Annotated in this window: 12 protein-coding genes, 3 tRNA genes and 6 pseudogenes; 6 read left to right on the plus strand and 15 right to left on the minus strand. The window is 42.2% G+C overall.

What is annotated here, in order from left to right; genetic code table 11:
• Positions 1-15 precede the first annotated feature (15 nt).
• From hflX to orn, 11 genes and pseudogenes are all read right to left on the minus strand, one after another.
• Positions 16-1,323 (minus strand): ribosome rescue GTPase HflX, encoded by a 1,308-nt coding sequence (hflX, locus tag N4T56_RS16165; RefSeq protein ID WP_261733949.1) that lies wholly within the window; start codon positions 1,321-1,323, stop codon positions 16-18.
• Positions 1,324-1,343: 20 nt separating this feature from the next.
• Positions 1,344-1,601 carry an RNA chaperone Hfq gene (hfq, locus tag N4T56_RS16170; RefSeq protein ID WP_261733950.1) on the minus strand — a complete coding sequence of 86 codons (258 nt, stop codon included), beginning with the start codon at positions 1,599-1,601 and terminating at the stop codon, positions 1,344-1,346.
• An 83-nt stretch (positions 1,602-1,684) separates the two neighbouring features.
• Positions 1,685-2,611 (minus strand): tRNA (adenosine(37)-N6)-dimethylallyltransferase MiaA, encoded by a 927-nt coding sequence (miaA, locus tag N4T56_RS16175; RefSeq protein ID WP_261733951.1) that lies wholly within the window; start codon positions 2,609-2,611, stop codon positions 1,685-1,687.
• A 1-nt stretch (position 2,612) separates the two neighbouring features.
• A pseudogene (mutL, locus tag N4T56_RS16180) lies at positions 2,613-4,475 on the minus strand (DNA mismatch repair endonuclease MutL).
• Position 4,476: 1 nt separating this feature from the next.
• A pseudogene (locus N4T56_RS16185) lies at positions 4,477-5,809 on the minus strand (N-acetylmuramoyl-L-alanine amidase).
• Positions 5,810-5,811: 2 nt separating this feature from the next.
• Positions 5,812-6,270 (minus strand): tRNA (adenosine(37)-N6)-threonylcarbamoyltransferase complex ATPase subunit type 1 TsaE, encoded by a 459-nt coding sequence (tsaE, locus tag N4T56_RS16190; RefSeq protein WP_188922585.1) that lies wholly within the window; start codon positions 6,268-6,270, stop codon positions 5,812-5,814.
• Positions 6,271-6,441: 171 nt separating this feature from the next.
• On the minus strand, positions 6,442-6,897 hold the full coding sequence (locus N4T56_RS16195) for a hypothetical protein (protein WP_261733952.1): 456 nt from the start codon (positions 6,895-6,897) through the stop codon (positions 6,442-6,444).
• A gap of 973 nt (positions 6,898-7,870) precedes the next feature.
• A tRNA-Gly gene (locus tag N4T56_RS16200) sits at positions 7,871-7,946 on the minus strand.
• 128 nt (positions 7,947-8,074) lie between these two features.
• A tRNA-Gly gene (locus tag N4T56_RS16205) sits at positions 8,075-8,150 on the minus strand.
• Between the two features lie 133 nt (positions 8,151-8,283).
• Positions 8,284-8,359 (minus strand) — tRNA-Gly (locus N4T56_RS16210).
• A gap of 130 nt (positions 8,360-8,489) precedes the next feature.
• On the minus strand, positions 8,490-9,035 hold the full coding sequence (gene orn, locus N4T56_RS16215) for an oligoribonuclease (protein ID WP_261733953.1): 546 nt from the start codon (positions 9,033-9,035) through the stop codon (positions 8,490-8,492).
• A 111-nt stretch (positions 9,036-9,146) separates the two neighbouring features.
• Here orn and rsgA point away from each other — a divergent pair.
• The 6 genes and pseudogenes from rsgA to N4T56_RS16245 all read left to right on the plus strand — a co-directional run bounded on the left by rsgA (position 9,147) and on the right by N4T56_RS16245 (position 16,168).
• Positions 9,147-10,204, plus strand: a pseudogene (gene rsgA, locus N4T56_RS16220) (small ribosomal subunit biogenesis GTPase RsgA).
• Between the two features lie 54 nt (positions 10,205-10,258).
• Positions 10,259-10,525, plus strand: a complete 267-nt coding sequence (locus N4T56_RS16225; protein WP_261733954.1) for a hypothetical protein — start codon at positions 10,259-10,261, stop codon at positions 10,523-10,525.
• A pseudogene (asd, locus tag N4T56_RS16230) lies at positions 10,497-11,144 on the plus strand (archaetidylserine decarboxylase). The gene N4T56_RS16225 and the pseudogene asd overlap by 29 nt, the downstream one beginning before the upstream one ends.
• Positions 11,145-11,361: 217 nt before the next feature.
• On the plus strand, positions 11,362-14,568 hold the full coding sequence (locus N4T56_RS16235) for a mechanosensitive ion channel domain-containing protein (protein ID WP_261733955.1): 3,207 nt from the start codon (positions 11,362-11,364) through the stop codon (positions 14,566-14,568).
• Positions 14,569-14,586: 18 nt separating this feature from the next.
• Positions 14,587-15,321 (plus strand): glycerophosphodiester phosphodiesterase, encoded by a 735-nt coding sequence (locus N4T56_RS16240; protein WP_261733956.1) that lies wholly within the window; start codon positions 14,587-14,589, stop codon positions 15,319-15,321.
• 655 nt (positions 15,322-15,976) lie between these two features.
• Positions 15,977-16,168 carry a bacterioferritin-associated ferredoxin gene (locus N4T56_RS16245; RefSeq protein ID WP_188923458.1) on the plus strand — a complete coding sequence of 64 codons (192 nt, stop codon included), beginning with the start codon at positions 15,977-15,979 and terminating at the stop codon, positions 16,166-16,168.
• Between the two features lie 421 nt (positions 16,169-16,589).
• Here N4T56_RS16245 and parC read toward each other — a convergent pair.
• The 4 genes and pseudogenes from parC to N4T56_RS16265 form a co-directional block, all read right to left on the minus strand.
• A pseudogene (gene parC / locus N4T56_RS16250) lies at positions 16,590-18,891 on the minus strand (DNA topoisomerase IV subunit A).
• A complete protein-coding gene (locus tag N4T56_RS16255; RefSeq protein ID WP_390904075.1) occupies positions 18,892-20,043 on the minus strand; it encodes a PQQ-dependent sugar dehydrogenase in 1,152 nt (383 codons plus the stop codon).
• Between the two features lie 52 nt (positions 20,044-20,095).
• Positions 20,096-21,984, minus strand: a pseudogene (gene parE, locus N4T56_RS16260) (DNA topoisomerase IV subunit B).
• Between the two features lie 70 nt (positions 21,985-22,054).
• The gene (locus N4T56_RS16265; RefSeq protein ID WP_261733958.1) at positions 22,055-22,627 is read right to left on the minus strand and encodes a YqiA/YcfP family alpha/beta fold hydrolase; all 573 of its coding nucleotides are present in this window, start codon (positions 22,625-22,627) and stop codon (positions 22,055-22,057) included.
• Positions 22,628-22,645 lie beyond the last annotated feature (18 nt).

Genomic DNA, 22,645 nt, shown 5'->3' on the forward strand with positions numbered 1-22,645 from the left:
ATGAAATAAATGAGATTAACAAGTGACATCTACTTCTGAAGGTTCAAAAATAAATGCCTCTAATTCCCCCTGACTCTGTTTAGCTAATCGGCGCCAATCGGCATCCGATAAACGAACAGATAAAATACAGTTCCCCAGATCGTCATAGTCTTTCTGCTGTATCGCATCCAGTCGATAAAACTGGCCAAGATAATGTCCTGCTGATGCAGGTATTTTCAATGTAAGCTCACAAATCACCTCACCGATAAGCTCGGTTATGGCTTTGAGCAGCAAATCAAATCCAATACGTTTTTGTGCAGATACCCATACACGTTCAGGTTTTCCGTCTTCGCTATAATCAATACGAGGCGCAAAATCTTCAAGCAAATCAATTTTATTACATACCACTAATTGTGTGATTTCATCAGCGTCAATTTCTTCCAATACGCTTTGCACTTGGTCAAAATTTTCAGTCATGTTTTCATCGGCACAATCAACCACGTGCAACAGTATCTCTGCTTGTCGGGTTTCTTGCAATGTGGCTTTAAACGCGGCCACTAAGTCATGCGGTAAATGACGAATAAATCCTACGGTGTCCGCTAAAATCACCGCGCCGTCTGGTAGCGCTAATTTACGTAAAGTCGGGTCTAAAGTCGCAAACAACTGGTCTGCCGCATATACTTCAGATGAGGTTAACGCATTAAACAATGTCGATTTACCGGCGTTGGTGTAACCCACTAACGACACAGTGGCTAAATCGCTTCGTTTACGTGCACGGCGGCTTTGCTCACGTTGTTTGTCTACTTTTTCAAGTCGGCGATTAATATTTTTAATGCGCCCACGTAATAATCGACGATCCGTTTCAAGCTGGGTTTCGCCCGACTCGCGCATCCCAATACCGCCTTTTTGTCTTTCTAAGTGTGTCCAACCACGAATTAGGCGTGTTGACATGTGGCGCAGTTGCGCTAGCTCCACTTGCAATTTACCTTCATGGGTTCTTGCCCGTTGGGCAAAAATATCCAAAATCAGCGTGGTTCTGTCGAGTACTCGACATTGACAAACCATTTCAAGATTACGTTCTTGAGCTGGGCTAAGTGCATGATTAAATATCACCACATTAGCTTCAGTTGCTGCAACCATTGCAGCCAGTTCTTCCGCTTTACCTGTACCGATAAAAAACTTACGATCAGGAGAGCGTCTACTGCCAGTAATCACACCTACAGAGCGAGCACCAGCAGACTCAACCAACAACTGCAACTCAAGTAAATCTTCTCGACGTTCTTCGTCAGCAAAGTCGATATGAACCAGTACCGCTGTTTCACCCGCTTCATAACGATCAAACAAAAAGTATATTCCTTATCAAATTATTCAGCTACGCTGTCTTCACCATGGGCAGAACCCTGATGGCCAGAGACATTAAATGGGCGAGCTGGTACTACTGTTGAAATAGCATGCTTGTAAACCATTTGGCTTACTGTATTTTTAAGTAGGATGACAAATTGATCAAACGATTCAACCTGACCCTGTAACTTAATACCATTCACTAAATAGATAGAGACTGGTACACGCTCTCGACGCAATGCGTTCAAAAATGGGTCTTGTAAAGATTGCCCCTTAGCCATTTTCAATTTCCTTTTTTATTTTAAAATATGTTGAATTAAGTTTTATTGTTTAGTTTTAGTATTATACAGCAACGGCTAATAAGCTAGCGGCTTTGTCGCATAAGCGTAACTAAATTCCCTTCTACACCACTTTCAAGCCACTGTAAATCAGGCCAACTCCTCAACCATGTTAATTGACGTTTGGCCAATTGCCTAGTGGCTGCGGTAGCTTTTTCGACCATAGTCGCATGATCAAATTCATTATCAAGGTACTGCCAACACTGCCTGTAACCTACACAGCGCATCGATGGCAACTCTAAATGTAAATCCCCACGAGCTTTTAACGTAGCAACTTCATCGATAAGCCCTTGCTCAAGCATGATGTTAAAACGCTTTGCAATTAACTCATGTAACACTTTTCTATCATTGGGTGCAATCGCAAATTGCACAACATCATATGGCAAAGCCGCTGACTTTGTTTGCGTCAACGCCGTCATTGTCTTGCCGCTGATGCGATAAACTTCCAATGCCCGCGATAGACGCTGCGGATCATTTGGGTGAATCCGTTGTCCGGCGACCGGATCAATTTCACATAACTCTTGGTGTAATGATTCCCAGCCCTGTGCTTCTGCCTGCAACAAAATTTGTTTTCTTATGGCTTCATCTGCACTAGGTAAAGGCGATAAACCATCTAACAATGCCTTAAAATACATCATAGTACCACCCACAAGAAGCGGTGTTTTACCTCGGGCAATAATCTCTTCTATTGCAACGAGTGCATCTCGACGAAAATCTGCGGCAGAATAACTTTCGCTTGGGTCAAGAATATCAATCAAACGATGTGGCGCAATGGCTAATTCTTGGACTGATGGCTTTGCAGAGCCTACATCCATACCGCGATAAATTAACGCTGAATCAACTGAAATAATTTCGCAATTATGTTGCGTTGCCATATCGATGGCTAATGCCGTTTTGCCTGAAGCCGTAGGCCCCATCAAAAATATCACTTTCGGCCTGTTGATATTGTTCACGTTAATTATCTTTCATCCAAGTTTGCCAAGGTAATTCAGTTGCCTGAGCATAAATAGTTTGTTGTGTGGCCTCATCTAAACAACAAAGTTGCTGCCAAATGGTTTGAGCTGACTCAAATTGCACCAAACTTTGTTTAGCTAACCATCCTGCAATGGCAATATCATTAGGCTGCTCTAATGCAATCCAATGTAGCAACTCAGGGATGACAATTGCCAATTGGCTTTCCCTCAAATATGGGGGCACTTTTTTAATTATCAACTGCTGATAGCGAATTGTTAGTTCAATACCGATTTGTCGTAATAATTGATCACGATGGGATAACGTGTCATGCCAATCAGGCTCGGCCGTAATAGACACCGGCATTAATAATGGTTGCGACACTAACCCATTAGCTAATTTAGCCAAGACCTCTGCCTTACGCACTGCAAGCAATACAGTTTTAAACGGCAAAAGTGATAATTTTTCGTCTTTGCAAATGACCCAATGTGCTGCATCTAATAACGGTGGCATGCTAACTTGCACACTCACTTCATTCAGTTGTGTCTGTCTACTATCAGGCTGCGTGTGTAACAATTGGCCATAACTCTCAATGGCCGTTTTAGTGACACCGCATTGAGCAGGCATCGCAGGCTTTGTACCATAACTAGGCTTAATTGCAGCTGAAGATCCCCCAAACGAGCTATTGTTTTTACCCGGAACATGCATTGAGCCATACTGACTGCTGCTATTGATCGCTCTAGATTGAGGGTTTGGGATTCACAAATCATTTTTTAAGGCTGCTGAGTCATCTTGCTGAACGTTATTATCAACAGGAGAATGAGGTTCAACATCGCCCACATTACCCTCTGACTGCTCTGAAAAGCTTAACTCAGGCATTTGTACTAATGCAGATTGTATTGCCTGTAAAATAAAGTCATGTACGTAACGAGATTGATGAAACCTCACCTCATGCTTGGCCGGATGCACATTAACATCCACTTGATGTGGATCTAGCATCAGCATCAACACATAGCCTGGTTGATGGTCTATGCCATGTTCAGCAAAAGCTTGTTTTACCGCATGATTGACTAATCTATCACGCACTAAACGACCATTAACATAAAAAAAGCTAGTGTCTGTTAATACGATATCGTTTGGCGATTGCAAATAACCACTTAAGGATAAGCCGTCATGTTCACAATTAATGCTTAACGCTTGTTCCGCAAATGCGCGGCCACAAATTTGCGCTAAACGTTGCTGTGTTTGGATATCTGTATTGGCTGGACGATATTGACGGACTAATTTGCCATTATGGGTCAAAGCAAAATGGATATCGCTGCGCGCGATTGCGATGCGCTTTAGCCACTCATCAATATGGGTAAATTCAGTTTTATCACTTTTTAAAAACCGGCGTCTCGCTGGCGTGTTAAAGAACAAATCGACCACTTCAATCGTCGACCCTTGCGGGTGAGCCGCGGGGGTCACTTTAACGTCCATTTGTGAGCCTTCAGCATACGCTTGCCAGGCTTCTGACTGTTCAGCAGTCTTAGAGGTTAGCGTTAGACGCGATACCGAACTGATACTGGCAAGTGCTTCACCACGAAACCCAAAGCTTAAAATCGCCTCTAGGTCATCTAAGCTATGTACCTTTGATGTAGCATGACGAGACAACGCAAGTGCAAGCTCATCTTTGGCGATGCCCATGCCATTATCACGAATACGTATAAGCTTACTGCCGCCTTTATCGATATCAATCTCAACCCGGGTCGCGCCTGCATCTAAGCTGTTTTCCACTAACTCTTTGACCACAGAAGCAGGGCGTTCAACAACCTCGCCTGCAGCGATTTGGTTTGCCAATTGTGGTGGTAACAGCTCAATTGCCATATTAAGCCCTTGGGATCACAAGTGTTTGACCAATACGAACAACATCAGACTTTAAGTTGTTAGCTTGTTTAAGGCTTCTGACAGAAACACGATAACGCTGGGCAATAATCGACAATGACTCACCTCGCTTAACACTGTGTTTAATATTTGAAGTTTTAGCCATCAGCGTGTCAGCCGGTGCGTTATTTTCGAAATAGCGCAACACACCTTTGTAAATGGCACTGGCCAATTTTTCTTGATGATTACCGTTAGACAATAAACGTTCTTCGCCTGGGTTTGAAATAAAACCGGTTTCAACCAAGATGGATGGAATGTCAGGTGACTTTAGCACAGCAAAGCTTGCTGACTCTGGCTTGCGCTTGTGCAAATGAGTAATTGAATCTAAGTCGCGTAGTATGTCACCTGCAACAGAATGACTAATTGCCATTGAGCTGTTCATCGACATATCTAACAACGTCATTGCTAAGTATTGCTCGCTGTCGGTATTTTGAATAATTTCACCCGCGCCACCTAATAGCTCAGAATGTTTTTCTTTTTGTTCTAACCAACGACCAATTTCACTGTTTGCACGGCGCATCGACAAAACCCACACCGATGCGCCACGAGGTTGCGGAGAGGTAAATGCATCAGCATGAATGGATATCAATAAGTCTGCTTTGCTGTTACGCGCCAGCTCTGAGCGTTTGTTTAAATTAACAAAGTAATCACCCGTGCGAGTCATCACCGAGCGCATACCGGGTGTAGCATCGACTTTACGAGCCAAACGTTTAGCAATTTCGAGCACAACGCGTTTTTCATGCATCCCTGACGATACCGATTGAACCTGGGTCTTCACCGCCATGACCAGCATCAATCGCCACAATAATATTACGAGAAGACGGATTTGCAGAGCGACTCACGGACTGTTGTACATTAGATGCCCCACCGCCAGCATCTTCTAAATCGACCACTAAGCGATTGCCGTAAGGTGCGGTTGGAGGAAGGGTAAACAAACTAGATTTAACGGGTTTAGTTAAATCCATCACTAAGCGCAACATGCCTTTTTTAGGCGGGGTACTAAAACGGATTTTTTTAATTATTTTGCTGTTATTAGCAATTTTATCTAAGTTGATTTTTGCGCCCGTGTCTTGAATGTCGACCACTAATCGATGCGGGCCTGTCAAACTAAAACTGTCATATTTGGGGGCTTGAGTGAGGTCAAATACCACTCGAGTGGATTCAGGGGCAGCCCAAATGCGCACACTGTCGAGTTGATTTGCAGCCCAAGCAAACGTGGGCTGAAAACATAACAGTATGATAAAAACAGGCGTAAAAAACGTATTTTTTAAAGTCATTATTATTTTAATTTATCAATTATTGCCTGCCCTGCTGGGGTTAAGGCGTTTAATTCAACTTGTCTTTGAGATTCTTTATAGCGTAAATGTAAATGGATGTCAGCCTCAGGCAGTAGACCATGACCATTATTTGGCCACTCAACTAAACAAATGCTTTTGTTGGTAAAATAATCGCGAATACCCATAAACTCTAACTCTTCTGGATCACTTAAGCGATACAAGTCGAAATGGAATACGTCCATATCATCAAACTCATAAGGCTCAACCAAAGTATAAGTTGGGCTTTTAACCGCCCCTTTATGGCCTAGGCTTTGAATAATCCCTCGACTAAATGTTGTTTTGCCCGCGCCTAAGTCACCTGTAAGGTAAAGGGTTAATGGCGGCACCATCCACTGCGCAATTTGTTGTCCAAGCGCCACAGTAGCTTGTTCATTTTCAAGGGTTTTAAGCAGCGATGTCATCGGTAAATTTAGCTTCCGTAAAAAAGAGTTACAAGAATGCTAAATATACCAGAAGTTGAACCGGAACTCCCACTGTTATAGCGGTTATTTTTTGTTAATAAAAAAAGCCAGCTATTGGGGATAGCTGGCAAAATACACTTCAGGAAGTCAATGCTAGGTTTAAATAACTCGTTAAATGTCATCCATACGGATTGTGCTGTGAACTAAGCGTTTTTGCTGAGTTTGCGCAACGCGAACTAAATCCATTAATGCACTCTTAATTTCTTCTGTTGGGCTGCTGTTTGCCGTTTTTTCGAGTAATGCAATCAAACGGTTTTCTAAATCGAGGTGCAGTTCAAGTACTTCATCTTCATGCATGTTGGCGGGCAACGTTGTCTCTGCACAGCGTTTGCTAAAATCTTCGAATGTCACGTCTTTATACCAAGTATTTAAAATTCTTGATGGAGCATCCTCGATGTAACTTTCAAGCGTTTCATAAATGTGTCTTTGATGTTGTTGAAAATAAGTCAACATCATCTTCACTCTTGAAGAGTCTGCATTACGATCTAAGCGTTTATAAAGCTTCTCCATATCGAGATGACATTTCGCTACATAATCAAGTAATTCGCTCAGTTGTTGAATCCGCATAATACACACCTCGTTTAAAGCCCTAACAACTTAGGAAAATTTATCTTGAGCTGATTATCAAAGATCGCGAGCGGAAATTACTTGCGCAATGTCATGTTTTTAATCCTCTAACACCTTCTAATTTAGAGATTCATGAAGAAGTGAGTGATAGATCACGAGTTTTGTTAATTCTTCTCAGATTTTTTTAACATCCAAATCTGAATATAGCGACAAAAATACACGCAAAGTTTAAAAACCACCGATATTGTTCAAGTTTTAAACGCTAAATAACCTCAAAGCCATAACAAGATATGTAACAATTAGGTTAATTGATAATGAGAATTTGGAGTGAATATAAGCGACACAAAAAGATAACTAAACTGATGATATTTAGCATTAAGGATGTTAAAGGCATGCGCTTGAAACGAGAAGATTGATTTGGAGCGACCTTCTCTTAACAAAGAGAGGTTCTAACCGATGACGCTGTTATGTCTTTTTAGCTTGGCAAACAAAAGGGATCGCATTTTCTAAGAGCACAACTGAGCTAATGTCTCAAATCGCAAAGTTTAGTCATTTTCAAGCTGGAGATTTTAGAGTTTGGGATTTGAAGCAATAAAAGTGATTTGGAGCGACCTTCTTTTAACAAAGAGAGGTTCGAACCGATGACGCTGTTATCTCTTTTAGCTTGGAAAAAGATGGGTATCGACTCTTATAATTAACTCAACTGAGCTAATGTCTCAAATCGCAAAGTTTAGTCATTTTCAAGCTGGAGATTTTAGAGTTGGGGATTTGAAGCAATAAAAGTAATTTGGAGCGACCTTCTTTTAACAAAGAGAGGTTCGAACCGATGACGCTGTTATCTCTTTTAGCTTGGAAAAAGATGGGTATCGACTCTTATAATTAACTCAACTGAGCTAATGTCGCAAATCGCAAAGTTTAGTCATTTTCAAGCTGGAGATTTTAGAGTTTGAGATTTGAAGCAATAAAAGTGATTTGGAGCGACATATCGGGTTCGAACCGATGACCTATACCTTGGCAAGGTATCGCTCTACCAACTGAGCTAATGTCGCAAATCAAAATCATATTTGGAGCGACCTTCTCTTAACAAAGAGAGGTTCGAACCGATGACGCTGTTATCTCTTTTAGCTTGGTAAGGTATTGCTCTACCAACTAAGTAAATCTGACATCGTCTGTAATTTGGAGCGACATATCGGGTTCGAACCGATGACCTATACCTTGGCAAGGTATCGCTCTACCAACTGAGCTAATGTCGCATTTTCAAATCAACTAAAATTTGGAGCGACCTTCTCTTAACAAAGAGACGTTCGAACCGATGACGCTGTTATCTCTTTTAGCTTGGCAAGGTATCGCTTTACTAACTGAGTCTAACTCGCATCAACTAAAATTTGGAGCGACATATCGGGTTCGAACCGATGACCTATACCTTGGCAAGGTATCGCTCTACCAACTGAGCTAATGTCGCATTTCAAATTTTCAAATTTCATTTTTACTTTCTAGGCTCAGAGTTTGGTGCTCTGTAGAAAGTTGAGGCCGCATTATAGGTAAATTTTACTATGCTGCAACCCCCTTTTTTAAAATATTTGTTCGATTGGTTAAATTTTAAATACTTCTTTGCGATAAAACTGCAATTCTGCGATCGACTCTTTAATATCTTCGAGTGCTTGGTGAGTATTTTTTTTGCTAAAGCCATTCATGGTTTCAGGGTTCCAACGACGCACTAATTCTTTAATGGTGCTTACATCGATGTTGCGATAATGGAAGTACTCTTCAAGTTCTAACATGTATTTATTTAAAAAACGACGATCTTGACCGATGCTGTTACCGCACATTGGCGAGGCACCTTTTGGCACATACTGAGTTAAAAACTCAATGGTTTGTCTAATCGCATCTTCTTCTGAGCATTTGCTTGCACGAACACGCTCAATTAACCCCGATTCACCATGATGCTTTTGATTCCAATCGTCCATACCGGCCAAGACTTCGTCTGTTTGATAAATTGCTAGAACAGGACCTTGAGCAATAATATTCAGTTCTTGATCAGTCACTAAGGTTGCAATTTCAATGACTCTATCGACATCAGGTTCTAAACCCGTCATTTCTAAATCAACCCAAATTAGGTTATTCGCATCAGCAGTCATTATGTCGCCTTATGTTATCAATCGCCTAAATTCAGGCTTTTTTATAAAAGAGTGTGTATCATACTGTTTTTTTGAGACACAAAAAAACACCTATTTAATGAAGATAAGCCTGTGAGTAAAAAGAAACCACTAAGCCAAGGTCAATTACGCCGAATGCGTGCAAATCAGACCAAGCGATTAAAACGAAGCGATGATAACGACGCACCTGAATTACAGGACAATTTATTAGGCCTGAACAATCGGGGGTAGTGATATCTCGTTTTGGCCAACACGCCGACATTGAAACCAGCGACGGCAAAGTGTCGCGCTGTAATATTCGCCGAGCGGTAACCAGTTTAGTCACTGGCGATAACGTCATAGTTCGCTTAGCCACAGAAGTACAAGCTAGCTCTAGTATTGGTGGTATTGTTGAAGCTGTCCACCCGCGAAAGTCATCACTGACTCGACCTGACTTATATGATGGTGTAAAAATTATCGCGGCAAATATTGACCAAATTTTAATTGTATCGTCAGTATTACCTAGTTTTACTACACAGATTATCGACCGATATTTGGTTGCATGTGAAGATACCGATATCCCACCGATCATTATTTTAAATAAAATCGATTTATTAAATGATGAAAATCGAGATGAAATTGAACAAGCGCTTGCGCGTTATCAGGCCATTGGGTATCCCGTTTACCGCGTTAGTAGCCACACGGGTGAAGGCGTAGAAAACATAAAAGCCTTACTTAACGAAAAAGTTAGCGTATTTGCAGGTCAATCTGGGGTAGGTAAATCTTCACTAATTAATGCGTTAATGCCTGAAGCAGACTTATTAATAGGTGATGTATCAGACAACTCAGGATTAGGTCAGCACACCACCACCACAGCAAAATTAATTCACTTCCAAAGTGGCGGTGATTTAATTGACTCACCAGGTGTACGAGAGTTCGCGTTGTGGCATTTAGATGCCACTCGAGTAGGTTGGTGCTTTATTGAATTTAGAGATTTTTTAGGAACATGTAAGTTCCGCGACTGTAAACATGGTGACGACCCTGGCTGTGCTCTGCGTGAAGCACTTGAAGCTGGACACATTACCCAAGATAGATTTAACAACTATCATCGTATTATCGCCAGTTTAGATGAACAACGTCATGCGCGACATTTCCGCGCAATTGATGAATAATATAATGACTGGGTCATGCATATGGTTCAACCACAGAATATAAAGGGAAACACATTGGACTCGATTAAAATTGCTTTGCAATACATGCTGCCCAAACATTTTCTGTCGCGTTTAGTCGGCAAGTTTGCTGCTGCAGAAGTGGGCGTTATTACAACGGCTGCGATTAAATGGTTTATCAAACAGTACAAAATTGATATGTCTGAAGCCAAACAGCCTGAGCCTGAAGCCTATAAAACTTTTAATGACTTTTTTACCCGAGCTTTAAAGCCAGAGCTTCGCCCAATTAGCCAAGATGCGCATATTATGGCTGCATCCAGTTGATGGTGCAGTCAGCCAGTGCGGGTCAATTGAGGCCGGTAATATTTTTCAAGCCAAAGGCCATAGCTACACCTCAGAAGCGCTACTCGGTGGTAACAAAGACGATGCAGCCCGTTTTGATGGCGGAGACTTTGCGACCATTTACCTCGCACCAAAAGATTATCACCGTATTCATATGCCGATCACGGGTACCTTGTCTAAAATGACCTACGTACCTGGTGAGTTGTTTTCAGTTAATCCATTAACCGCCCAAAATGTGCCAGGATTATTTGCCCGTAACGAGCGCGTAGTGGCCATTTTTGAAACTGAGTCAGATTCACTTGCAATGGTATCCTTGTTGGAGCGACTATAGTTGCCAGTATTGAAACCATTTGAAGTCGGTACAGTTACACCACCGGGTAGCAAACAAGTCTTTAGCTGGGATTACCCAACCACAGGATCTGAAGCGTTAACCTTAGAAAAAGGCGCAGAGATGGGACGCTTTAAACTGGGGAGCACTGTGGTAATGTTATTTGCACAAGATGCAATTGAAACATTTGCCGACGGTGTTGAACCTGGCGAAACAACGCGTATGGGGCAAGCTTTTGCAAAGCTTAATCAGCCAGTAAAAGATGCTGAATAAGCTAAAGCAACCGCCTAAGAGGCTGTAAATTAATAAGCTCATTTAAGCCGTATTTTTATTAGGATACGGCTTTTTTTATGTGCAATACATAACATGATTATAATTCATCTTATTTACGATAAAAGCGTTAAGCTAAAGCCCCTAAAGCCTCAAAAAAAATAGAATATAATTCATTAAGTTTGCTACCATTAGCCTATTCCAACTTGAGCTTAGTGATATGTTACGTCTAGCGTATTTTGTACTGTGTGTAATTGTGTTTTCTTGTTTGTTGGCGCCCGCTTATGCCAATACACCTATCACGCTCGATAAACGCCTAGGGCTTAATAATCAAGCTGATAATAAGCCGCTCGATATTCAAACTCAAATTACAGAGCTTGAAGGCAGTATTACTGAGTTACAAGTTGAGCAGCAAACCTACACTAATATTGAGCACTCTAATAATGAGGCTAAACTGTCACTCAACCAACAGTTACGTGACGCACAAAAGCCGTTAGCACTTGATGAAGAAATCGATCTTAATCAGCAAGCTTCAATGGCTTATTTTCACTTGTCTGAACTCAAAGAAACCGAGTCATACTTAACGCAACAAATAAGACAAATTTCCCAACGCCAAACCCAACTACCGACATTAATTGCCCAGGCTGAAAATGCGTTAATCCAGCATAATAAAACTCAGCAAGCACCAATTGAAACCCCTTTAGGCAAACGCAATAAGCTCCAGGCTGACTTATTAAGCCAACATATTGCCACGCTCCAAGCTGAGCGTTTAGCTAATCCTAAACAACTTGAAATCGTGCAATTACAACAGCAAGTTAACCGCTTAAATTTAAGCCAACAAGAAAGCTTTATTGAACTCATTAATAAGCAAAATCTTGAATATCGCCAACAACAAACGGCCGACACCATTGCCAATAACTTAATCGATGAGCAAGAGCTTGCCGACCCATTGTCTCAAGAGTTAAGTCAGTCTAATCAGCAATATGCACAACAATTACAAACCTTAACGAGCAACCATAGTTCAGTTGTAGAGAGGCAACAGCGAATAGAAAAACGTTATCAGTCTCAAAATGCGCAATTAGCCAACGTGCTAGAGCAAATCACCTGGGTTAAAACAAACTCAGCGTTTGGCGATCGCTTTTTACAAATGCTGCAGTCATTACCTAAGCCACCGAGTTTAGACAAACTGCAAACAGAACTCGCTGATGCCCGATTACAGCGCTATCAATTAGAACAACAGCAAGCACTCAACACACAACAGCTCGATAACAGCCAACTCTTTAACGAAACCCAAGTTAAATTGTTACAATCGCAACAAGTATTAATTGAGCAATTACTGCAGGGATATGACCAATATTTAGCTGAATTTGCAAAATTGCGGATTGGCTACGAGCAGCTCAATCAATTACATAACACCCTTAAAAATACCCTTAACGAGCATCTTTTTTGGGTACCTAATGCACCAGGCATTGGAGGGTTATGGCTTATTGATCTTACCCAAAGCACGATTTGGTTGGTGCAACCCAGTCAGCTCGAAGCATTGCAACAAACATGGGCAAACCAAAGCTTTTACTGGGCTTGGTGGCTTATTTTGCTGCTGTCATGCTTAATGGCTCAAGACATGCTAACGCCAAAATTTAATAACGCCATCAGTCGCTATTCAGTGTATGTCGGTAATGTGACTCAAGATAAATTCAAGTACACCATTAAAACGCTTATTATCAGCTTACTTTACGCACTGATAAAGCCATTGCCAGTCATTGTCGCCGGGATGATATTTTGTCGCTCCGAGCAAAACGTGGTGTATGCATTAGGGATGGGGATCACGACGATAGGGGTGAGTTATCTTATTTATCGATTCTTTTACCTGCTCACAATTGATAAAGGCATTTTAATTAGCCATTTCAGACGACCTAAAAATATCGTTAATAAAGCACAAAAAATTATGGTGTCGTTTGTGGTTATATCAGCCCCATTGATTGGGCTAATGGGCTTTACCGAAGCATTAGACACATCATTAGTGCGTAACAGTATTGGTCGTGGAGCCTTTATCATATTTTGTATCGTATTGTTTATGCTATATAAAAACATGATGGTGCTGATTGAGGAATATCGTAAAAATAAACCCAATGCCAATAACTTAGTTATAGTGCAAAAGACGGCTTGGGCGATATTAATTGTCACGCCAGTATTTAGCGCATTACTCGCGTGTGTTGGTTACTATTTTACTGCGTTCCAACTGCTGCTGCAGTTACAAATATCTGTCCTATTAGGGCTTGGCTTTATTCTTATCTATCAATTAATCAAGCGCTGGATGTTAATTGAGCGACGTTTAATTGCGTTCGATAGAGCAAAAGCCAAACGTGCCGAGCGACTTGCACAGCGTGAAAGGGGTGAATTAAACAATGAGCCTATCGAAACCTACGAAGAACCCATTGTTGATTTAGAAACCATCTCGAGTCAGTCATTAGGTTTAATGAGGTCAATCCTTTTTCTGGCTTTCTTTGCCAGTTTATTGGGCGTTTTAGCGCAAACTCATACCGCCGTGTTCTCTTTTTTAGATGGCATTACTTTATGGACAACCACCAGCACCTTAAATGGTATTGAGCAACAACTGCCCATTACTCTTAAGTCGATTATGTTTGGCATTATTCTCGTCGGCTTTTCAGCGGTGATTGCCAAAAACCTACCCGGTTTACTTGAGTTAATGCTATTACAGAGGCTCGACCTCGCCCCGGGTACAAGCTTTGCGATTACCACAGTGAGCAGCTACCTGGTGTTGTTTTTTGGTATGTTATTTGGTTTTTCAACCTTGGGGATGGAATGGTCTAAATTGCAGTGGCTAGTCGCTGCCCTCTCGGTTGGTTTGGGTTTTGGTTTACAAGAAATTTTTGCCAACTTTATCTCTGGCTTGATTATTTTATTTGAAAAACCCATCCGCATTGGCGACACGGTAACAATTCGCGATCTCACAGGTACTGTGAGTAAAATTCAAATTCGTGCTACCACCATTGTCGACTGGGATCGCAAAGAAATTATCGTGCCCAATAAAGCCTTTATTACCGAACAATTAGTTAACTGGTCGTTGTCTGATCCTATTACCCGAGTCATTGTTAAAGTGTCAGTGTCGCGCGATGCCGACCCAACCAAAGTTGAAATGCTGCTTCATCAAGCTGTGCGTGAATGCGACTTATCATTAGCAATCCCTGAGCCTGAAGTCTGGTTTGCTGGTTTTGGTGCACATACTCAAGATTATGAAGTACGCTCTTATGCCAAAGACATGTCTGCACGCTGGCCGTTACGCCATAACCTGCATAAACGTATTACTAAAAAATTAAAAGAAAACAACGTTGAACTTGCTTATCCACAAATGGAAGTTCACCTCAAAAATAATCAAAAAGAATCACAGGTTCTGTTCAAAGGCTAACCGAATTAAGGAATTGTTATGCTGGTTTTTGCCCACCGTGGAGCGAGTGGCTACGCACCTGAAAACACATTAGCCGCTATGGATAAAGCGCTCGAGTTAGGTGCTAAAGCCATTGAAATAGACGTGCATTGTGTTGAAGGCGAATTGGTGGTTTTTCATGATCGCCGCCTAGAGGGTAAATCCAACGGTTATGGCTTAATTCATCTCAGCACTAAAGCAGGCCTATGCAAAGTCACAGTGGGTGGTGAGCCGATACCCAGCCTTTGGGAGGTGCTGACTCGTATTGATAGCATCAGCAATGGTCATTGTATCGTTAACATCGAACTCAAAGGTGTCGGCTGCGTCGCGCCATTTATCGAGATGTACCCGCAGCTCTTATCATCGTCAAGCTTTACCGCACAACAGCTGCTTATATCGTCATTTAATCACTTATATTTAGCACAAATAAAACAACAACTACCTCAAGTAGTTATCGCACCATTATTAGGTGGAATACCCACTGACTTAGCTAAAGTAGTGAGCGATTTACACGCTTATTCTCTTCATCTTGATGTGGCATTTATTAGCCAAGCAATCGTTGATGATGCCCATCAGCGCGGTGCAAAAGTGTATGTATATACCGTCGATAATGCAGAAGATATTAATACACTCAAAGCGATAGGCGTAGACGGGATTTTCAGTAATTATCCAGATAAAGCCATAGCCGCTGCCGCTTTACCTGTGTCACCTCCCCTGCTAACGTGGTTTGATTAGTACCACTGCGCATTAATAAGAGGTCACTTACTAATGCGGGTTGGTATACCCTCCATAAGGCAACGTGCACCGTTATAAACCGTAAATTTTTTTATTCCATTTCCATTAATTATGTGACCTATCAGAGTCACTCAGACTGTTCAGTTTGAGGCGCATTGTTGAAATAATGTTATTCCCTTCTAAAGTAATGCAACAAAGAAATCAACGGTCTGAGTGTCTCCTGCAAGGCAGGTTTCTGTGCCCTTTATTATTCTGCTTAATAGCATTTTTAAGTACGACTGCATGGACGCTGGAGGTAGAGCAACGCAGGAGCAGTTGCCGACGACTGCATGGACGCAGGAGGTAGAGCAACGCAGGAGCGGTTGCCGACGACTGCATGGACGCAGGAGGTAGAGCAACGATGCCTTCAATCCTATAACTTGCCTAGAAGACACTGAACTCCCGCTGACAGACCAGATAATTAGTGGAATTGGTATTACTGACTAATAATCATCAATATCGTCAATTATTAGGCTACTACTAATGAGACTCAGATCAAAAACGCATTAAAAATGATCAATATACTCTAAAAAAGTAATTGCCAATGATAACTGTTTTCATTTAGAATTAGATTACTTTCTAGATCATTGAAACTTTGAGCTAAGAGGCTTTCTTTATGTACGTTTGTCTTTGTCATGCCATTACAGATTCTCAAATCAAAGCCGCTGTTAGCTTAGGCGACAGTTCATTGGCTGATGTAAAAAAACGTTTAGGCGTAGCAGATCAATGCGGCAAGTGTGCACGTATGGCCAATCAAATTATTCAAACACAGCTTGATTATGAACCAAACTTTTACGAAGTTGCTTAATTATTACGCCGTATCTAAGCCGCTTTCATTTAAAAGGGTTATTGTTTAACCCTTTCTCAGCCTAATAATATTGCCCGCTTCTCCGCCTTCTTTATTTACCATCTTCATCGTAAAGTCTTTGCAAATTATTTAATACTATTCCGCATTAGAATTTGCTCTTTTAGCGAAAATGATCAGTGAAGTATTCGAGGCAGTCTTTTGAATACATCGTCGTTCTCGGCAACTGCTCCTGTGTTGCTCTACCTCATGCATCCATGCAGTCGTCGGCAACTGCTCCTGCGTTGCTCTACCTCCTGCATCCATGCAGTCGTACGTTAAGACTAGTGACGCTGCCTAAAATAGAATCATATTCTAATAAGGATTGGTATAAGCCATAAAAAATGCTGCTCAATGAGCAGCATTTTTGTTTATACAATTTAGTTTAAACGAGGTTATCTGGTGTCTCGTCGACGCTATCGTCTACAATAGTACCCACCTCAACATCAACGCTATCGACACGTTGTAAACCTCTAGGCAATTTAGCGCCACGACGACCACGTTCACCTCGGTAATGCGCTAAATCGCTTGGTTTCAAGGTTAGCTTACGCTTACCTGCCCACAAGGTCACTGCCGCATTTTGTGGCACGACATTAAGATGAAGCAGCACTTCTTCGCGGCTTTTGGCTCGTTCAGTTGGAATGCCTATAATCTTATTACCTTTACCTTTAGATAATTGCGGTAGTGCATCGATGCTAAACATCAACATCCGCCCTTCTGAGGTAATGGCTAATAATGATTGCTCAGCTTGCTTATTGATTCGTTTAGGCACTAATGTCAAGGCATTGGTGGGTAACGTCAGTAATGCTTTACCCGCTTTGTTGCGGCTGACCATATCTGGGTATGCGCAAATAAAACCATACCCTGCATCGGTTGCTAATAAGAAAAACTGCTCATCGCTGCCCATTAAGACATGCTGCATAGTCGCACCCGGTGCCATATTAAAGCGAGTGGTAATCGGCTCTCCTTGGCTACGGGCTGAAGGTAAAGTATGACTGTCGGTGGCAAATGCACGTCCTGTTGAGTCTATAAATACCGCCGCTTGGTTGCTCTTACCCATGGCACTGCATAAGTAATTATCGCCAGCCTTATACGACAAACCTTCTACATCGATGTCATGACCTTTAGCACAGCGTACCCAGCCTTTATCAGATAACACCACGGTGACTGATTCGGCAGGGGTCAATTCTTGCTCTGTTAATGCTTTAGCATCAATACGCTCAATAATCGGTGAGCGGCGATCATCACCATAGGTTTGGCCATCTTGAATGAGTTCTTTTTTAACTAAGGTCTTTAAGCGGCGATCTGAGCTTAATAACAATTCAAGCTTGTCGCGCTCTGCGGCCAACTCATCTTGCTCGGTTTTAATCTTAAATTCTTCGAGCTTAGCAAGGTGACGTAATTTTAATTCTAAAATCGCTTCAGCTTGTTTATCTGACAAATTAAAGCGCGCCATCAGCTCTGCTTTAGGCTCGTCATGAAAACGAATAATCTCAATCACTTCGTCAATATTTAAAAACGCGACCATTAACGCTTCTAAAATATGTAAACGCGCTAGCACTTTATCTAAACGATATTGTAAACGGCGAGTCACCGTACTGACGCGGTACTCTAGCCATTCAGTTAATAACGTTTTTAAGCCTTTAACTTGGGGGCGACCGTCTAAGCCAAGTACGTTTAAGTTAACCCGATAACTTTTTTCTAAGTCGGTTGTGGCAAACAAATGCGTCATTAACTGTTCACAATCAATCCGGTTTGAACGGGGTACAATCACCAAGCGAACAGGGTTTTCATGATCAGATTCATCGCGTAAGTCTGACACCATCGGCAGCTTTTTAGCCTGCATCTGGTTGGCTATTTGCTCTAAAATTTTACCGCTACTGGCTTGATGTGGCAGAGACGTAATCACGATTTCACCATGATCTTCGTTATACACAGCACGCATCTTAATCGAGCCTTTACCGCTGACATAAATCTTTTCAATGTCTGCGCGAGGGGTAATAATTTCAGCTTCTGTTGGGTAGTCCGGCTCTGGCACTAACTCCATTAAGCGGTTTAATTCTGTTTTAGGATTATCAATTAACTCGACACAAGCCGACACTAATTCGCGGACGTTATGCGGTGGAATATCGGTTGCCATACCAACCGCAATACCGGTAATACCGTTCAATAAAATATGCGGTAATCTTGCAGGTAAGGTTTTAGGTTCTTTCATGGTGCCGTCAAAGTTGGCGCCCCATTCCACTGTACCTTGGCCTAACTCGGACAATAAGACTTCAGAGAATTTAGATAATCTTGCTTCGGTATAACGCATTGCCGCAAAAGATTTAGGGTCATCTGGTGCCCCCCAGTTACCTTGTCCGTCAACAAGTGGATAGCGATACGAAAATGGCTGCGCCATTAACACCATGGCTTCATAACACGCACTGTCACCATGTGGATGGTATTTACCTAATACATCACCGACTGTACGGGCTGATTTTTTATGTTTAGATTGCGCCGAAAGGCTGCAGCTCGCTCATAGCGTAAATAATACGGCGTTGTACCGGTTTTAAGCCATCACCAATATGCGGTAAGGCACGATCCATAATGACGTACATTGAATAATTTAAATAAGCCTCTTCGGTAAAGCGCCGCAGTGGCATTTGCTCTACGCCATCTAGGCTTAATTCAATCGAATCACTCATTTAGTTAGATTCCTGTGATTGTTCGGCTGTGTTATAAAACAGACGGTAAATATTACCTTTTAGGTCATCTGATATGTACATTGAGCCATCTGGGGCATTGATCACGTCAAATGGACGGGCGACGGGAAATTCTCCATCTAAAAAACTCACCACAGTTTCACGCTTATTGACTTTGTCATCTTCAATTTCGAGCATCACTATTTGATAGCCCACTTTACTTGAACGGTTCCAAGAACCGTTTTCTGCGACAAAGATTTGGTTGTGATAACGCTCTGGAAATTGCTCGCCACGATAAAAACTGAGCCCGGTAGGTGCAACATGTGCAGGCAATTCAAACTCTGGCACTATCACATTTAAGTTTTTAGGCATATCGTACGCCGGCTCAACAACATCGTTACCGTGCAAATAAGGAAAGCCATAATGGCTGCCCTTTACCTCAACACGGTTAATCTCATCGGCTGGTATATTATCGCCCATCCAATTTCGGCCTAAATCGGCAAACCACAATTTATTGGTTTCTGGCGACCAGTCAAAACCGGTGACACTGCGAAGCCCTAAGGCAATTTGTTCACTAGCACCACTGTCGACATCAATGGCAATAATGCTGCTAAATGGCGAAGCCGCTTCACACACGTTACATGGCGAGCCGATGGAAACATATAAACGGTCATCTGAGTCAAAACGCATAGACCGAGAGTATTTTTTATCTAAGCTGGGTAAGTTTGAATACACTTCACGGGCACGACCTGGTCGGCGTAAACGTGATTCAATCTCTTCAAAACGGATAATACGGTCTTCTTCGGTGACATATAACGCACCATCATGAAATGCTAACGCTTCTGGATATTCAAGGCCGCGTGCAATGAGATAACGTTTGTCGACTTGACCGTTTTGGTCGCTGTCGACCAACGCATAGACAGTCCCACTTTTTTGCGAGCCGACAAACAACGTGCCATCGTCTCCCAATGTCATTTGTTTAATGTCGCCCAAATCTGAGGCAAACAAACTGAGCCCAAAACCTTTGGTGACAGTGATCATCACTGACTGAGCCGCGAATACGGACGATGTTGGTAACAATCCTAATAACATCAGTCCTGCACATGCGAACTTACCGCCAAGATTGAAATAAGATCGAAATCTAGAATACTGCATGGTAAATTAATTTTTGCCTTATATTCATAATGATTGACGGTAATACAAAAGCTTAAAGTAACGCAAGATCGCCTTTGGTTTCTAGCCAGTCTTTTCGGTCAGGTGCGCGCTTTTTAGCAAGCAACATGTCCATTAACGACAAAGTCTCTTCGGCATCATCAATGGTCAGTTGCACTAAACGTCGAGTATTAGGGTCCATTGTTGTTTCACGTAGCTGTAAAGGGTTCATTTCACCTAGCCCTTTAAATCGAGTGACTTGCACTTTGCCTTTTTTCTTTTCGGCAACTAAACGATCCAAAATCCCGGTTTTTTCTGCTTCATCTAATGCGTAAAAAACCTCTTTACCAATATCAATACGAAATAGCGGCGGCATGGCAATATACACATGACCTTTTTCCACTAACACGCGATAATGCTTCATAAATAACGCACACAATAATGTCGCAATATGCAGTCCATCGGAGTCAGCATCAGCCAAAATACAAATTTTGCCATAACGTAGTTCCGATATATCTTCGCTGTCTGGGTCGCAACCAATCGCAATCGAGATATTGTGCACTTCTTGCGAGCCTAATACCTGAGATGCGTCCACTTCCCAGGTATTTAAAATCTTACCTCTAAGCGGCATAATCGCCTGAAATTCGCGATCGCGAGCCTGTTTCGCACTACCACCTGCAGAGTCACCCTCTACTAAAAACAGTTCACCTCGCATTGGGTCTTGGCCACTGCAATCGGTTAACTTACCAGGTAAGGCTGGTAGCCTGATACCACTTTTTTACGGGCAATTTTTTTAGCCGCTTTTAAGCGGCGCTGAGCATTACTAATACACAACTCTGCCAATTGCTCAGCGAGCTCAGTATTTGAGTTTAACCACAACGAGAACGCATCACGAACAATGCCCGATACAAAGGCAGAGCTTTGACGACTTGAGAGTTTTTCTTTGGTTTGCCCAGCAAATTGAGGGTCTTGCATTTTGATCGACAAAATAAATGCCGCTCGATCCCAAATGTCTTCAGGAGATAATTTGATGCCACGAGGGACTAAATTACGAAATTCACAAAATTCACGCATGGACTCAAGTAAGCCCTGTCTAAAACCATTTACGTGAGTTCCGCCTAGTGGCGTTGGGATTAAGTTTACGTAGCTTTCATTGAGGCTTTCACCGCCTTCGGGCAACCAGGTTATCGCCCAGTCTGCGGCTTCTAATTCACCTTTAAAGGTGCCCACAAAAGGCTCTTCTGGCAGCATCAGTGAACCTTTTACGGCTTCTTGCAAGTAATCTGTTAGGCCGCTTTCATAAAACCATTCGTGCACTTCATTGGTGTGTTTGTTGGTAAATTTAATGCGTAAGCCTGGGCACAATACCGCTTTAGCGCGCAGTAAATAAATAAGCTTACTTACCGAAAAATTAGGTGAGTCAAAATAGCTGACATCAGGCCAGAAATGCACTCTAGTACCGGTATTACGGCGGCCACATGTGCCCGTTACGGTTAACGCTTCAACTTTAAAGCCGTTCTCAAAGGCCATGTCGTACACTTGAGCATCACGGCGCACCGTAATTTCAACACGCGTAGATAACGCATTGACAACAGAAATCCCCACACCGTGCAAACCGCCCGAAAACTGATAGTTTTTGTTGGAGAATTTACCACCAGCATGCAATTTCGTTAAAATTAACTCAACTCCAGGAATGCCTTCTTCAGGGTGAATATCCACCGGCATACCACGACCATCATCGGTGACTTCAAGTGAATTATCTGCATGTAAGATAACGTCGATTTTTGTTGCGTGGCCAGCCAACGCCTCATCGACGCTATTATCAATTACTTCTTGCCCTAGGTGGTTTGGTCGGGAGGTATCGGTATACATACCAGGACGGCGCTTTACCGGGTCAAGTCCATTAAGGACCTCAATCGCATCTGAAGTATATTGGTTGGTCATAGTCCACACATCTGGAGTTAAATGGAGCCAAAGTTAGCTCAAATTAGTCGTTATTTATAACGTAAAATCATTACAGCTGAATAAAATTACAAATTTTATCTAATTGTTGTTCGTAGCCGACAAAACTATGGTCGCCATTGGGCTCTAAATGTAATTGGCAGCTATGATATTTATGTAATGCTTGTCGATAATCTAACACTTCGTCACCAGTTTGCAACAGCACCAAAAAACGTTCTGGGTGACGGATAACCTGCGTGTCAAAATGGGCAACGTCTTCTCGGTGTTGAGGCAACACCTGATAATGCTCGTTGGTATAGGGATTATATTGAGGATCGATAAACTCTTCAAATAATTCGAATGGTTTTACCGCTGGATTGACTAAAACTGCTTTTCCACCATAGGTTTCAGCCAAATAGCTGGCAAAATACCCCCCTAAAGATGATCCAATAAAACGTAATGCTTGCCCTTGTTGCTTTGCCCGCTCGGTCATCTCGCATAATAACGACATAGCCGTATGCGGCGAAGAAGGTAACTGAGGTTGGTGAAAATCAACGTGCGGATAATGCTGGTTAATATACTGAGCTGTTTGCACGGCCTTATCAGACCGGGGCGAGCTATTAAAACCATGTATATAAAGCAGCATACTTCCTCGCGAGTCGGT

The sequence above is a fragment of the Shewanella phaeophyticola genome (assembly GCF_025398315.1).
GTDB lineage: Bacteria > Pseudomonadota > Gammaproteobacteria > Enterobacterales > Shewanellaceae > Shewanella > Shewanella phaeophyticola.

Excerpts from the sequence above, each read along its gene's own strand:
- tsaE (WP_188922585.1), bottom strand. The coding sequence starts at position 6,270 with ATGACATCGCTGCTTAAAACCCTTGAAAATGAACAAGCTACTGTGGCG.
- N4T56_RS16245 (WP_188923458.1), top strand. The coding sequence starts at position 15,977 with ATGTACGTTTGTCTTTGTCATGCCATTACAGATTCTCAAATCAAAGCC.
- N4T56_RS16195 (WP_261733952.1), bottom strand. The coding sequence starts at position 6,897 with ATGCGGATTCAACAACTGAGCGAATTACTTGATTATGTAGCGAAATGT.
- N4T56_RS16255 (WP_390904075.1), bottom strand. The coding sequence starts at position 20,043 with ATGCAGTATTCTAGATTTCGATCTTATTTCAATCTTGGCGGTAAGTTC.
- N4T56_RS16240 (WP_261733956.1), top strand. The coding sequence starts at position 14,587 with ATGCTGGTTTTTGCCCACCGTGGAGCGAGTGGCTACGCACCTGAAAAC.
- N4T56_RS16235 (WP_261733955.1), top strand. The coding sequence starts at position 11,362 with ATGTTACGTCTAGCGTATTTTGTACTGTGTGTAATTGTGTTTTCTTGT.
- hfq (WP_261733950.1), bottom strand. The coding sequence starts at position 1,601 with ATGGCTAAGGGGCAATCTTTACAAGACCCATTTTTGAACGCATTGCGT.
- orn (WP_261733953.1), bottom strand. The coding sequence starts at position 9,035 with ATGACTGCTGATGCGAATAACCTAATTTGGGTTGATTTAGAAATGACG.
- N4T56_RS16265 (WP_261733958.1), bottom strand. The coding sequence starts at position 22,627 with ATGCTGCTTTATATACATGGTTTTAATAGCTCGCCCCGGTCTGATAAG.